The sequence below is a fragment of the Duncaniella muricolitica genome, from assembly GCF_910574735.1.
Classification (GTDB): domain Bacteria; phylum Bacteroidota; class Bacteroidia; order Bacteroidales; family Muribaculaceae; genus Duncaniella; species Duncaniella muricolitica.
The window spans coordinates 1-13,455 of the sequence record NZ_CAJTCF010000016.1 but is presented as its reverse complement, the minus strand read 5'-3'; the positions used below and the strand labels follow the sequence as shown (position 1 = coordinate 13,455).

11 protein-coding genes are annotated in these 13,455 nt (G+C 55.5%); 6 read left to right on the top strand and 5 right to left on the bottom strand.

All coding sequences use genetic code 11. From position 1 onward, the window contains the following. Positions 1 to 87: 87 nt before the first annotated feature. Both QGT73_RS04960 and QGT73_RS04955 read right to left on the bottom strand, forming a co-directional pair. Positions 88 to 3,465, bottom strand: coding sequence for an efflux RND transporter permease subunit (locus tag QGT73_RS04960; protein ID WP_280121691.1), 3,378 nt, complete (start codon positions 3,463 to 3,465; stop codon positions 88 to 90). A 107-nt stretch (positions 3,466 to 3,572) separates the two neighbouring features. Then, positions 3,573 to 4,721 carry an efflux RND transporter periplasmic adaptor subunit gene (locus tag QGT73_RS04955; RefSeq protein ID WP_425278385.1) on the bottom strand — a complete coding sequence of 383 codons (1,149 nt, stop codon included), beginning with the start codon at positions 4,719 to 4,721 and terminating at the stop codon, positions 3,573 to 3,575. A 398-nt stretch (positions 4,722 to 5,119) separates the two neighbouring features. Between QGT73_RS04955 and QGT73_RS04950 the strand changes: the two genes are divergently transcribed. From QGT73_RS04950 to QGT73_RS04925, 6 genes are read left to right on the top strand one after another with little or no spacing between them, the layout of a single operon-like run. Beyond that, positions 5,120 to 5,644 carry a DUF4199 domain-containing protein gene (locus tag QGT73_RS04950; RefSeq protein WP_280121689.1) on the top strand — a complete coding sequence of 175 codons (525 nt, stop codon included), beginning with the start codon at positions 5,120 to 5,122 and terminating at the stop codon, positions 5,642 to 5,644. A gap of 29 nt (positions 5,645 to 5,673) precedes the next feature. Further along, positions 5,674 to 6,624, top strand: a complete 951-nt coding sequence (locus tag QGT73_RS04945) for a glycosyltransferase family 2 protein (RefSeq protein WP_123616506.1) — start codon at positions 5,674 to 5,676, stop codon at positions 6,622 to 6,624. A 52-nt stretch (positions 6,625 to 6,676) separates the two neighbouring features. Continuing rightward, positions 6,677 to 7,213 carry a nitroreductase family protein gene (locus QGT73_RS04940; protein ID WP_280121688.1) on the top strand — a complete coding sequence of 179 codons (537 nt, stop codon included), beginning with the start codon at positions 6,677 to 6,679 and terminating at the stop codon, positions 7,211 to 7,213. Continuing rightward, on the top strand, positions 7,210 to 7,911 hold the full coding sequence (locus QGT73_RS04935; RefSeq protein ID WP_280121687.1) for a DUF6452 family protein: 702 nt from the start codon (positions 7,210 to 7,212) through the stop codon (positions 7,909 to 7,911). The genes QGT73_RS04940 and QGT73_RS04935 overlap by 4 nt, the downstream gene beginning before the upstream one ends. Continuing rightward, positions 7,904 to 8,797 carry a DUF6048 family protein gene (locus tag QGT73_RS04930; protein WP_280121686.1) on the top strand — a complete coding sequence of 298 codons (894 nt, stop codon included), beginning with the start codon at positions 7,904 to 7,906 and terminating at the stop codon, positions 8,795 to 8,797. Before QGT73_RS04935 ends, QGT73_RS04930 begins: the two co-directional genes overlap by 8 nt. A gap of 57 nt (positions 8,798 to 8,854) precedes the next feature. Next, on the top strand, positions 8,855 to 9,814 hold the full coding sequence (locus QGT73_RS04925; protein ID WP_280121685.1) for a PhoH family protein: 960 nt from the start codon (positions 8,855 to 8,857) through the stop codon (positions 9,812 to 9,814). A gap of 89 nt (positions 9,815 to 9,903) precedes the next feature. Here the strand turns inward: QGT73_RS04925 and QGT73_RS04920 are convergent, their stop codons facing one another. The 3 genes from QGT73_RS04920 to QGT73_RS04910 are packed head-to-tail and all read right to left on the bottom strand — an operon-like array spanning position 9,904 to position 13,151. Next, on the bottom strand, positions 9,904 to 11,154 hold the full coding sequence (locus tag QGT73_RS04920; RefSeq protein WP_280121684.1) for a glutamate-5-semialdehyde dehydrogenase: 1,251 nt from the start codon (positions 11,152 to 11,154) through the stop codon (positions 9,904 to 9,906). 41 nt (positions 11,155 to 11,195) lie between these two features. Then, on the bottom strand, positions 11,196 to 12,269 hold the full coding sequence (gene proB, locus QGT73_RS04915; RefSeq protein WP_280121683.1) for a glutamate 5-kinase: 1,074 nt from the start codon (positions 12,267 to 12,269) through the stop codon (positions 11,196 to 11,198). Between the two features lie 60 nt (positions 12,270 to 12,329). After that, positions 12,330 to 13,151 carry a pyrroline-5-carboxylate reductase family protein gene (locus QGT73_RS04910; protein WP_280121682.1) on the bottom strand — a complete coding sequence of 274 codons (822 nt, stop codon included), beginning with the start codon at positions 13,149 to 13,151 and terminating at the stop codon, positions 12,330 to 12,332. Positions 13,152 to 13,455 lie beyond the last annotated feature (304 nt).

Here is a 13,455-nt window from a genome sequence, read left to right as displayed (position 1 = left end):
GATGATTGACTTGTCGGGAAGGGCCGTAAAAGCCGGGGCGACGGGTGTGCACCCGGCTTTTACGACATCCAAGACTGTAGACTACGATTATTTAGCTGAATACTGCTCGATTTCGTTCTCGATGCCTTCGTTGTCGGTATCCTCCCACTTGAGCGGGGTGAAGCGTTCCTGAATCTTCTGGAATATCACGAAGAGGGCAGGCACGATGAACACCTGAAGCACCATACCGATGAGCATACCGCCGATTGAGCCTGTGCCGAGGGCACGGTTACCGTTGGCACCCGCACCGGTGGCGAACATCATAGGCAGAAGACCGATAATCATGGCCAGCGAGGTCATGAGAATGGGTCGCAGACGGGCGGAGGCACCCTGGATGGCAGCGTTGACCACCGACATGCCGGTGCGGCGACGCTCGACGGCAAACTCCACGATAAGGATGGCGTTCTTGGCCAAGAGACCGATGAGCATGATGAGCGCGATCTGGAGATAGATATTGTTGGATATGCCGAATATCTGAGCGAAGATGAATGTGCCCATGAGACCGAACGGAATCGAGAAGATTACCGCGAAGGGCAGAATGTAGCTCTCATACTGGGCCGAGAGGAGCAGGTATACGAAGAGCAGACAGAGACCGAAGATGATGGCGGTAGTGCTGCCGGCACCCGAAGCTGCCTCCTCGCGGGTCATACCCGAGTATTCATAGCCGAAGCCCGGGGGAAGAGTCTCGGCGGCGACACGCTCGACAGCCGCAAGACAGTCGCCCGAGGTGTAGCCCGGAGCGGGCTGACCGGTAACCGAGATGGACTGGAACATGTTGAATCGGTTGAGAAGGTCAGGGCCGTAGACCTTGGTCAGTGTCACATAGTTGCTCACCGAAGCCATCTCCGCGCCATTGCGTATCTTTATGGCCGAGAGAGTCTCGGGATTGATACGAGCCTCGGGAGAAGCCTGCATCATGACACGGTAGATCTTACCGAAGCGGTTGAAGTTGGAGACGTACATACCGCCGTAGTAACCCTGGAGGGTGGTGAGAATGTCGCGGGGCGAGATGCCGGCCTGCTTGGCTTTGGCGGCATCGATGTCAATCATGTACTGAGGGAAGGAGGGGTTGAACGTTGTCATGGCCACCTGTACCTCGGGCTGGGCGTTGAGCTGTGCGAGGAATCCCTGAACCACGGCAAAGAAATCATCGACGCTGCCGCCGGTCTTATCCTGCATCTTGAGTTCGAAACCGTTGGTGAGCGAGTAACCCGAAATCATAGGGGGTGCGAACATCACCACACGTCCGTCCTTGATGGCCGCTCCAGTCATGGCATAGAGCTTGCCGAGGATGGCATCGGAGGTCTGGTCGGCCCGCTTGCGGTCTTCCCAGTTTTTGAGCTTGATAATAAATGTACCGTATGTGGCACCCTGTCCGGCCATGAAGGAGTAGCCCACAATCTTGTTGCGATACTCAATCTCGGGAACAGTGGCAAGAATCTGGTCAACCTGGTCCATCACCTTCTCTGTGCGCTCCTGCGATGTGCCCGGGGGCATGTCAATCATACAGAAGAGCGTGCCGGTGTCCTCGTTGGGCACAAGGGTCGAGGTGGTGATGCTCATGAGCCACACGAGCACAGCCACGGCAGCGGCCACGATGCCAAATGAGGTAATCTTGTGATTGATGAAGAAGGTGGTGCACTTGTCATACACCTTGAGGATGCGGCCGAAACCGATCTCGAAGCCTCGGTGGAAACGCTTGCCGAAGATGCCGAGCACTGTGACGATGGCACACACGGCTGCAATTGCCAACTGGAGAGGCTTGTGAATATTATACCATCCGAGCACCATGAATGTAATGGTGGCCACGAGGAAGGCAAAGGTGATGAGCGGGGGAAGGTCGAGAGTGAAGCGACGCTTGGTCTGGCCCACGACAGCCTCGCCGGCCGCCTTATAGGCTGTGCCCATGCGCTCCTTGAGAGTCGAATCGTCATGTCCCTTGAGGAACACGGCGCAGAGTGCGGGCGAGAGCGTCAACGCGTTGAGGGCCGAGATACCGATGGCGATGGCCATGGTCAGACCGAACTGGCGATAGAACACACCCGTGGTGCCGCTCATGAACGACACGGGGATAAACACGAGCATCATGACAAGCGTAATCGAGATGATGGCTCCGCCGATCTCGCTCATAGCGTCGATAGAGGCCTTGCGCGCGCTCTTGTAGCCCACATCGAGCTTGGCGTGCACGGCCTCGACCACGACTATGGCGTCGTCGACCACAATCGCAATCGCAAGCACCAGAGCCGAGAGGGTGATAAGGTTGATGGAGAACCCGATGAGGTTCATGAAGAAGAATGTGCCCACAAGAGCCACAGGGATGGCGATGGCGGGAATGATGGTGGAGCGGATATCCTGAAGGAACACGTAAACTACGAAGAACACAAGTATGAACGCCTCGATGAGAGTCTTGATAACCTCGTGGATAGAGGCGTCAAGGAAGTCGTTGTTGTTCATCGGCACAGCTATTTCGAGGCCGGCGGGAAGTTCCTTTTTCATATTCTCGACCACCTTGAGACAGTCATCGATGATCTGTGTGGCGTTGGAGCCGGCAGTCTGGAACACGATACAGCCGGTAGAGGGATAGCCGTTGAGAGCGTTGGAGAATCCGTAGGTCACACGGCCGAGCTCGACTGTGGCAACGTCGCCCAGACGGAGCACCTCGCCGGTAGGCTTGGCGGCAACGACAATATTTTCAAACTGCTCGGGGGTGGAGAGACGTCCGCGATACTTCATGGTGTACTGGAACGACTGGTCACCCTGCTCGCCGAAGGCACCGGGAGCAGCCTCGATGTTCTGCTCCGACAGAGCATAGCTGATGTCGGTAGGCATCAGGCCATACTGGGCAAGCACCTCGGGCTTGAGCCAGATACGCATCGAATAGTCAGCACCAAACGACATGACGTCACCCACACCGCTTACACGCTGAAGCTGCGGAATCATGTTGATTTTGGCATAGTTGTCGATAAACTCGCTCGAGTAGCGGCCCGAAGGGTCATAGAGAGCCACCATCATGAGCATTGACGACTGACGCTTCTGAGTGAGCACACCCACCTGGGTCACCTCGGAGGGGAGAAGGTTCTGAGCCTTGGCGACACGGTTTTGCACGTCGACGGCAGCCATGTCGGGATTAAAGCCCTGCTCGAAATATACGGTGATGTCGGCCGAGCCGGTGTTGGTGGCGGTCGACTCCATATATGTCATGCCCTCGGCACCGTTGATAGCTTCCTCGAGAGGAGCAATCACCGAGTTGAGCACAGCCTGGGCATTGGCACCCGTGTAGGTGGTTGACACACGGATGGTAGGCGGCGCGATGTCAGGAAACTGGGTGATAGGCAGCGAGAAAAGGCCGATCAGACCCAGCAGCACGATGAATATCGAAATCACCGTCGACAGCACCGGCCTGTTAATAAAGGTATCTAATTTCATTGTTTCTACAGTAAGTTATTGCGGATGGCGGGACGTAGCCGGCACGCCACCTTCGAAAACTCTATACTTTTGAATATACTCTGTGAATTGTTAACCCGAGCGGAGGATTACTGCTGCGGAGCCTGCTGAGCCTGGGCTGCGGCTGCTGCGGCAGCATCGACGGGATTGATGACCATGCCGTCGCTGAGCTTGGTGCCCACACCCTCGACAGCGATGCGGTCGCCGGCCTTGAGGCCCGAACTTACCACAAAGTTCTTGCCGTCATTGACGGTCTCGATGACGATGGGGGTAGCCACTACTTTATTGGAATCGTTTACGACATAAGCGAAACGCTTGTCCTGAAGCTCGAATGTAGCCTTCTGGGGGATGACGATAACGTTTTCCTGAAGATCGGGGATAATAATCTGACCTGTCGAACCGCTGCGGAGCACACCCTCGGGGTTGGCAAAGAGGGCACGTACGCTCGAAGAACCGGTGTTGTTGTCAATGACACCCGACACAGTGGCCACCTTGCCCTCAAGGGGATAGGTAGAGCCGTCGCTGAGCTTGAGCTTCACGGCGGGCATAGCCTTGATGGCAGCGTCGAGCGACTTGCCCGAGCCGGTCATGTTGAGAAGGTCTTTTTCGGTAAGCGAGAAGTAGGCATATACCTGAGAGTTGTCGCTCACAGTGGTAAGCGGCTGGGCCGACGAGGGGCTTGCGAGCGAGCCTTCACGGTTGGGGATCTGACCCACCACGCCGTCGCTGGGAGAAGTCACGGTGGTGTAGGCGAGATTTTTCTGAGCGTTCACGAGAGCAGCCTTGGCGGTAGCGAGCTGAGCGTTGGCCTGCTGGAGCGAGTTTTCGGCCAACTGATACTCATACTGCGAGATGATGTTCTTGTCAAGAAGAGCTTTCTTTGAGTCGGCAGTCATCTTGGCTGTGTTTACGGCAGTCTGGGCCGAGTTGAGCGAAGCCTTGGCCTGGTCAACGGCAGCCTGGAACTGCACCTGGTCAAGCGTGAAAAGCACCTGACCCTTGCGCACACGCTGACCCTCGTCAACATGTACTTTAGTGATGAATCCTGTCACCTGCGGACGGATGTCGATGTCGGTCTTACCCTTGATGGTGGCGGGGAAGGTCGACTGGAGGTCCGCACTCTCGGGCGAGAGAGTCACGGTGGCGATCGACGGGGCGGGCATCTGCATCTGCTGGCCCTGGTTGCCCGAGCAGGAGGCGAGTGCGGCAGTGGCGACAAGCGCGGCCATACTGCTCAGTTTGATTGACGAGATTGGTTTCATTGTTTCGTTTTCGTCTTTGTTTATTATACCTATGTTTTTATATTGTTTTTGACGCTGTGGTTATCCCTCTTTTTTGGTTTTGAGCCAAAAATTCACGCAAAGGTACAACGAAAATCTCCGACTTTGGAAAAATGTATCAACATTTTTCAAGTATAAATACCAAAAGGCCCAATTATTCGACCTTTTGACCAATCACAACCGTTACTAAATGCTTATTTATGTTAAAAGAATTTGCAGTAAGCCTACATATCGTCCGACCACACCGCGCATGCCGGCAGAGAGCCCGAGAGAGAGGAGCCAGCCCTGCGGGGCGCGACATTCATTGTCGGGGCGAGGCCATTGTGTATCAAAAAAAAATGCGTAATTTTGCAGGTATGATTAAGTCTCCTTACCGTCGTGGAGCCGACGACGGATTTCTTTTCGGCATATACCTGACTGTGATGTTTTTCGCGTCGATATTCGCGGGAAGTTTCGCACCGCTGTCGCTGCTCGCCCTCGTCATGATGGTGAGCGTGCCTGTGGTGATATATCGGTTCATGCGCTCCTATCACCGCAGCCTCGGCCCTTCGGGCACATTTGCGATGCTGTGGATGCAGGGAGTGATGATATTTTTCTGCGGCATGCTCATCGCCGGCACCGCGCTGGTGGTGTACATGAAATGGATTCATCCCGGCTTTGTGGTCGAGCAGCTCACAGCCGTGGCCGCGCTCAAGGACTCGATGCCCGGCACACAGGTGGATTTTGCCGCCGATGTCGCCGCCAGGATGCTCGAGGCGCGCTTCATCCCCGCCCCTATCGACATCGTGACCGAGATGATAATGCTTGCCATCGTCACAGGCTCTCTTCTGTCGATGACTCTCAGCGGCATATTTGCCCTTCACAGAAAGCATAGAGTATAAAAAAAGTTATAAAGGCCATTAGAAAACAAATGGATATATCAGTCATAGTGCCCCTCTACAACGAAGCCGAGTCTCTACCCGAGCTCACGGCCTGGATAGACCGTGTGATGAAGGAGCACGACTTCAGCTATGAGGTGATACTCGTCGATGACGGTTCGACCGACGACTCCTGGCGCGTGATACGCGACCTGGCGGCGGCCAATCCGGCCCTGCGCGGAGTGTCGTTCAGACGCAATTACGGCAAGTCGCCCGCCCTCAACACCGGTTTCGGCCTCGCGGCGGGCGATGTGGTCATCACCATGGACGCCGACCTTCAGGACTCGCCCGACGAGATACCCGAGCTTTACCGCATGATACTCCGCGATGGCTATGACCTGGTGTCGGGATGGAAAAAGAAACGTTACGACCCGCTGTCAAAGACTATTCCCACCAAGCTCTTCAACGCCACGGCACGCAAGGTGAGCGGCATCCACAATCTGCACGACTTCAACTGCGGCCTCAAGGCCTATCGTCTCGAGGTGGTCAAGCACATCGAAGTGTATGGCGACATGCACCGCTACATACCTTATCTTGCCAAAAACGCCGGCTTTGACCGCATAGGCGAGAAGGTGGTGCAGCACAGGGCGAGGAAGTATGGCTCGACAAAGTTTGGCCTCGACCGTTTTGTCAACGGCTATCTCGACCTGGCCACGCTGTGGTTTACGGGCAAATTCGGAGCCAAGCCGATGCATTTCTTCGGACTGCTTGGCTCGCTGATGTTTATCGTCGGCTTCATAGCCGTCATGGTAGTCGGCTTCGGCAAGCTGTGGGACATGTATCACGGCAATCCCTACCGTCTGGTCACCGACTCGCCCTACTTTTATCTCTCGCTCACCATGATGCTGCTCGGCACTATGCTCTTCCTCACCGGTTTTATAGGCGAGCTCATCGTGCGCAACTCTCCCTCACGCAACCGCTACGAAATAAAAGAACAAATCTGAGGTCAATTAGTAATTAGCAATTAGAAATTAGTAATTGGCAGTTTATACAACGATGAATTCATATCCCGAACTATACGCCCTGGCTCAGCAGCGGTATTCCTGCCGCTCATATGCAGCCACTCCCGTGCCTGAGGATGTACTGATGGCCATACTCGATGTCACACGCCTGGCTCCCTCGGCATGCAACCGCCAGCCGTGGCTCTTTGTTATCGCCGACAGCGATGACGAGCGCGAGGCTGTGGTCAGAAGCTATCAGCGCGACTGGATCAAGTCGGCTCCGGTCTACATCATAGCCTGCGGTCTTCACGACAAGGCCTGGCACCGTCCGTCTGACGGCAAAGACCACACCGACGTCGATGTCTCGATAGCCGTCGAGCATCTGTGTCTGGCCGCCACATCGATGCACCTCGCCACATGCTGGGTGTGCAACTTTGACCAACAGATAATCCGCGAGGCTTTCCGCCTGCCCGACAATATGGAGCCTATCGCCATCATCCCGCTCGGATATCCGGCCGAAGGCTCTCAGATACCCGACAAAAACCGTCTCCACCTCGCCGACATCGTGCGCCGTGGCAAATTTTCTGAATGAAAAGCCTATTTTACATCTCCGTCGCCACACTCCTGACGGCCTCACTGCTGACGGGCTGTAACACCACAGGGTGTACCGAGAACCAAAATTCGGTGCCCTTGGCCGGATTTTACTCCTACTCCTCAGGCGACGCCGTTGCCATCGACTCGCTCGCCATCAGCGGAGAGGGCGCGCCCAACGATTCGCTGCTCGTCGGACCGTCGGAACGAGCCTCACAGGTATACCTGCCTCTGCGCGCCACCGAGACATCGACCACTTTTGTGATAAAATATATGCAGAAATCACTCGCCCAATACGGGGTCGAGGACCGCATAACGTTTTATTACGAGGCTCACCCGTGGTTTGCCTCCGAGGAGTGCGGAGCGATGTATCACTACCGCATCACCCGAGTGTCACACACCACCCAGTTGCTCGACTCGGTAGGGGTGGCCGACTCGCTCATAACCAATATCGAACGTGAGACCATAGGACTCTATTTCCGCACCTCCGAGCCCGACGATCCGGAGACTCCCGACACACCGGAAACACCGGAAGGACCCGATGTGCCCGACACACCCGACACTCCCGACACTCCGGAGACTCCAGATGAGCCGGAAGGACCGGAAGAGCCGGGCGAGAACGTCGGCGACACCTTTTATAATATCTCCCGGTCACAGGCCGCTAACTATCCGCTTCAGGAGGTGGCGCGCCATGAATAGACTCCTTGCATTCCTGGCGGCCCTCATGTTTGCCGCAGTCATCATGCCCCTCTCGGCCCAGCGAAGAGTCACCCCCGTGACACCGCGTGAGCCGGGCAGCACTCCGCAGATCACCACCAATCTCAAACAACAGGTGGACTCATCGCGCCTTGTCACCACTATCGACGCCCACGGCAACACCGTGATGGTCGACACGGTGACCGGTCTCGAATTTGTCGACTCGACCCTGCTCAAAGCTCCCCCCAAGATGGAATATCCGCTGCTGCATGAGGTCATAGCCGGCGTCAACGTGTGGGACCCTATAATGCGCGCTCTCGGCCAGAAATACGGACTCGGAGACGTGTGGGCCGAACTGAGCATGCACAACCGCTACTTTCCCTTCTTTGCCGTGGGCTTGGGCTCCATCAACGAGACTCCCGTCGACAAAAACTTCACCTTCAAGAGCCCGGTAGCTCCCTATTTCAAGATAGGCGGTTCTTACAACTTCTTCTACAACTCCAATCCCGACTACCGGCTGCAGATGGGTCTGCGTTACGGGTTTACCACCTACAAGTGGAGCGCGCTCGACGTAACTGTCGACGAAGGCTACTGGGGTACCCCCTCGACCTATTCGCTCAAGGACATCGGCAACACGGCCGGATATCTGGAAGTGACGTTTGGCATCAAGGTGAAAATCGCCGGCAACTTCTCGGCCGGATGGACCATCGTGTATCACTCCATACTGCACGAATCCAAGTCGGCCTATGGCAATCCGATGTATATCCCCGGCTACGGCAAACGCAACGGTGCCATAAGCGGCAATTTCTCCATTATGTACACCATCCCGATAAACAAAAAGACAGCCACCGAGGTTAAACAATCAGAAGAAGGCTTAAACGGTGTTTAATATCCGCTCCGGCCTCCGTGACCACCTGTATTCATCAAAATAATCCCAGACTCCCACATGATAGAACGCATCGTAATCATCGACAACGTTGACCCGGTCAGCTTTTACGGCGTAAACAACAGCAACATGCACCTGATACGCAACCTTTTTCCCAAGTTGCGCATGGCCGCCCGAGGCTCGGTAATCAAGGTGATAGGCGACGATGCCGAGACAGCCGAGTTTGAAAAGAAAATCAAGGAGCTGGAGGAGTATTGCTCACGCTACAACAAGCTCACCGAAGAGGTCATACTCGACATCGTAAAAGGCAAGGTGCCGACCGAACCCAAACACGACGACGTGATAATATATGGTGTGAACGGCAAGCCTATCTCGCCCCGCAACACCAACCAGGCCCTGCTTGTGAAGGCTTTTCGCGAAAACGACCTCACCTTTGCCCTCGGACCTGCCGGCACGGGTAAAACCTATATCGCCATCGCGCTGGCTGTCAAGGCCCTGAAAAACCGCGAGGTGCGCAAAATCATACTCTCGCGTCCGGCCGTGGAGGCGGGCGAGAAGCTCGGTTTTCTGCCCGGCGACATGAAAGACAAGATTGACCCCTATCTGCAACCGCTCTATGATGCTCTCGAGGATATGATACCGGCCGTGAAACTCAAAGAGTATATGGAGACCAATGTCATACAGATAGCTCCGCTGGCGTTTATGCGTGGCCGCACGCTCAACGATGCCGTGATTGTGCTCGACGAGGCGCAAAACACGACAGTACATCAGATCAAGATGTTTCTCACGCGCCTCGGCATGAATGCCAAGATGATTATCACAGGTGATGCTACGCAGATTGACCTCCCGCGCTCTGTGCAGTCGGGTCTGATACAGGCTCTGCATGTGCTCAAGAATGTGCCGGGCATCGGACGCATCGAGTTTGGCAAAAAGGACATCGTGCGCCACTCGCTCGTGCAGCGCATAGTCGAAGCCTACGAACGACATGACGCCGAGGAGAGTTTAGAGGATAAAGGTTAAAGTTTAGAGGAGCAATGCTGAAATTTTGGCATTGCTCCTCGACCCTTTTTTATCCCTATTTTGTTTCTATAAACTTTAAACTCTATAACTCAGCTACGGCATTGGCCATGGCCGGTGACGAGATAGCGGTAAGTGGTGATTTCCTTTAGTCCCATAGGACCGCGCGGACCGAGTTTTTGCGTGCTGATACCAATCTCGGCTCCGAGACCAAACTGCGCACCGTCGGTAAATGATGTAGGCGCGTTGACATACACACACGACGCATCGACCTCGGCCTGGAAACGACGGGCGGCTTCGTCTGACTCCGTGACTATGCTTTCACTGTGGCCCGAGCCGTGACGCGCGATATGGTCGATGGCCTCATCAATAGACCCGACCGTATAAATACCCATTTTATAGTCCATCCATTCACGGTCGCGGTCAGACTCCGCGGCCTTGACAAGCAACGTCTCCGGATAATGTCCCCGAAGAGCCGCGAGCGCGTCGGCATCGGCGTGCAGCTCCACAGCCTTGGAGGCAAGCGGGGCACAGAGCGCGGGGAGGTCGGACAGACGCGAGCGGTGGACAAGCAGAGAGTCAAGAGCATTGCATACACTCACCCGGCGCGTCTTGGCATTGTCGACAATAGCGGTCCCGATGGCAAGGTCTCCGTCGGCATCGAAATAGGTGTGCACCACCCCGGCACCCGTCTCGATGACAGGGATGCGGGCGTTGTCACGCACAAAGTCTATGAGGTTGCGTCCGCCGCGCGGTATGCACACGTCGATATAGCCAACTGCGTTGAGCATCTCGGCCGTGGCTTCATGAGTGGAGGGGAGGAGCACCGCTACGTCAGGGCTGATGCCGTGGGCCTCGAGGGCCTGATGAATCAGCGCGATAGCCGCACCGTTGGATGTCTCGGCATCGCGCCCACCTTTGAGCACACAAGCATTGCCGCTCTTGAAGCAGAGCGAGAACACATCAAAAGTCACATTGGGCCGGGCTTCGTATATAACACCTATCACTCCAAACGGCACTCTCACCCGACGTATGAGCAGACCGTTGGGAAGTGTGCGCCGCTCTATCTCCTCGCCGACGGGCGACGGCAAGGCGGCCACGTTGCGCATATCGGAGGCTATGGAGCCGAGTCGGTCGGCCGTAAGCCGCAGGCGGTCATAGAGAGGCGAGTCGGGACTCATGCGCGCAAGGTCGGCGGCATTGGCTTCAAGCAAGGGGCCGATATTGTCTTCGATAAGCCGGGCAAGCGTCAGGATGACTGCATTGCGCTCGGCGTCAGTGATATTGGCGATGGTGCGGGACGCCTCTCGCACCGACCGGAACAGAGAGTTGATTTCGGACATGTCGGATATGCAAAATAGAATGAGCCCGTGACCCGGGTCATTCAGGATTCAAAATTATAGAGGTAATCATAATGTATCACCGGCCGATGACCATGGCGGCCCATCGCAGCGAGCGTGTCGGCCGATGAGAGTGATGCGCGGCCCACTCCGATAGCGGAGCCGTCGGGAGCAAGGATATTGACGATGTCGCCCTCCTCCCATTCACCCTCGACCGAGGTTATGCCGACCGGGAGCAGACTCACGGCTTTGTCACTCAGCAACACGCGTGCCGCCTCACGGTTGACACGGATTATGCCCTTGGCAAACGACGAACTATGGGCTATCCATCGCTTGATGTTGCTCAGAGGCTGAGGCGAGGGGCGAAACACAGTGTGGGGCACTGTGTCGGGCGACTGCAGAAGGTCGACCAGCACACCCGGACGGTCGCCCCGTGCTATAATCACGGTGATGCCCTCATCGCTGACCTTGCGTGCTATGCCACACTTGGTGCCCATGCCACCGCGGCCAAATCCGCTCTTGGCGGCGACTACATATTCACTCAGGTCGCGCCCCGGAGCCACTTCGGGGATAAGAGTTGAATCAGGATCGGAGGGCGCACCCGTGTAGATGCCGTCGACGTTGGAGAGTATCACCAGCGTGTCGGCGTCAAGCATGGCGGCTATGAGTCCTGAAAGCTCGTCGTTGTCAGTAAACATCAGTTCGGTGAGACTCGCGGTGTCGTTTTCATTGACAATCGGGAGCACTCCGTGCTCAAGCATGGTGAGCATGCATGCCCGCTGATTGAGATAAGAGGTGCGCGATGAGAAGTTTTCCTTCTGCGTGAGCACCTGCCCGACCGTGATGCCGTAGGAGTCGAAAAGCTGGTTGTAAAGATTGATGAGATGTATCTGGCCTATCGACGAATAGAGCTGACGCGCGGCCACGCTGTCGAGCTGACGTGAAGGCGTAAAGGCTCCGCGACCACAGGCTACGGCTCCGCTGGAGACGAGTATCACCTGATGGCCGAGTGCGCGGATGGCCGCTATCTGGTCGACTAACGCCGAGAGGTTGGTGGCATTGGGTTTGCCGTCGGGACGCGTGAGGATATTGCTCCCGACCTTTATCACTATACGCACTTCTTTTAATTAGTAATTATCAATTAGTAATTAGTAATTTTTGGAGAGCCTTGTCGGATGCTATTTATTACAGGAGGCTTTGAGGCCGTTGATTACTGCCGATGAGAAACCGGAGTGTTCCATGGCGTTGAGCCCTCGTATGGTAATGCCGCCGGGAGTGGTGACTTTGTCAATCTCACTCTCGGGATGCGCTCCGGGCTGCGAAAGGAGTGATGCGGCCCCGATGAGTGTCCGGACGATGATATGCTGGGCGTCGGAAGCGCGAAATCCGAGTTCGACACCTCCTTCCATAGCCGCCCGCACATAACGCATGGCATAAGCTATGCCACACGAAGCCAGTGATGTGGCGGCGGGAAGCTGCTTTTCCTCGATGACCATAGCTGTGCCAAGGCGCGAGAATACCAATAGCGAACGCGGACAAGCCTCCGGTCCGTCGACCTGAAAGGTCATTGACTGACATTGCGACACTGCGGTGTTGGGCATGACGATACAATAGGGAGGCAAGAGATGGTGCTCGCCGTCGGCAGTGTGACGGATAAGCCAACCGGCTATCTTATCGAGGGGAATGCCGGCAGCGACCACCGCCACCTCGGTGTGCGTGTAGTCGATATATGGCTTTATCTCATTGATCACCTGCTCTACCAGCCAAGGCTTTACGCAGATTATCACCAGGTCGGGCTCCGCGCCTACAGCCTCGACATTGGAAAGGGTCACGCGTGCCCCCTCGGCGGCAAGCGGCTCGAGCTTAGCGGCGGTAGGATTGGAGACGGCCACAGACAACCCGGCTGATTGCTGCGGAGAGACCTCATGGGCCGGCCGAGAGAGGAGTCCGCGGGCTATAGCTCCGCCCATGGCTCCTGCACCGATGATGGAAACTTTCATTATGTTGTGATTTTACAGCCTGAGCTGAGTGATTGAAAGCAAAGTTAAGATTATTTTGTCAGAATGCCAAATATAATCATGCCGGTTATCAACCGTTGTGGCATCAAAGCTATAACATCGCCATACGCTACATTATTCTTTGTAGAACAGGCGCGCACGCTTACTTGTTAATATTTTTTAACATAAAGATAATTGTATAGTAACTATTCAGCCAATCGAAGATAATCAGGTCTGTCAGTAATAATTTCAGAATAATCCTCTGATTATCATTAAAATAATAGCGATTTTATTTGCATACGTCAGA

Excerpts from the sequence above, each read along its gene's own strand:
- QGT73_RS04960 (WP_280121691.1), bottom strand. The coding sequence starts at position 3,465 with ATGAAATTAGATACCTTTATTAACAGGCCGGTGCTGTCGACGGTGATT.
- QGT73_RS04950 (WP_280121689.1), top strand. The coding sequence starts at position 5,120 with ATGATTAAGTCTCCTTACCGTCGTGGAGCCGACGACGGATTTCTTTTC.
- QGT73_RS04945 (WP_123616506.1), top strand. The coding sequence starts at position 5,674 with ATGGATATATCAGTCATAGTGCCCCTCTACAACGAAGCCGAGTCTCTA.
- QGT73_RS04940 (WP_280121688.1), top strand. The coding sequence starts at position 6,677 with ATGAATTCATATCCCGAACTATACGCCCTGGCTCAGCAGCGGTATTCC.
- QGT73_RS04935 (WP_280121687.1), top strand. The coding sequence starts at position 7,210 with ATGAAAAGCCTATTTTACATCTCCGTCGCCACACTCCTGACGGCCTCA.
- QGT73_RS04930 (WP_280121686.1), top strand. The coding sequence starts at position 7,904 with ATGAATAGACTCCTTGCATTCCTGGCGGCCCTCATGTTTGCCGCAGTC.
- QGT73_RS04925 (WP_280121685.1), top strand. The coding sequence starts at position 8,855 with ATGATAGAACGCATCGTAATCATCGACAACGTTGACCCGGTCAGCTTT.
- QGT73_RS04920 (WP_280121684.1), bottom strand. The coding sequence starts at position 11,154 with ATGTCCGAAATCAACTCTCTGTTCCGGTCGGTGCGAGAGGCGTCCCGC.
- QGT73_RS04910 (WP_280121682.1), bottom strand. The coding sequence starts at position 13,151 with ATGAAAGTTTCCATCATCGGTGCAGGAGCCATGGGCGGAGCTATAGCC.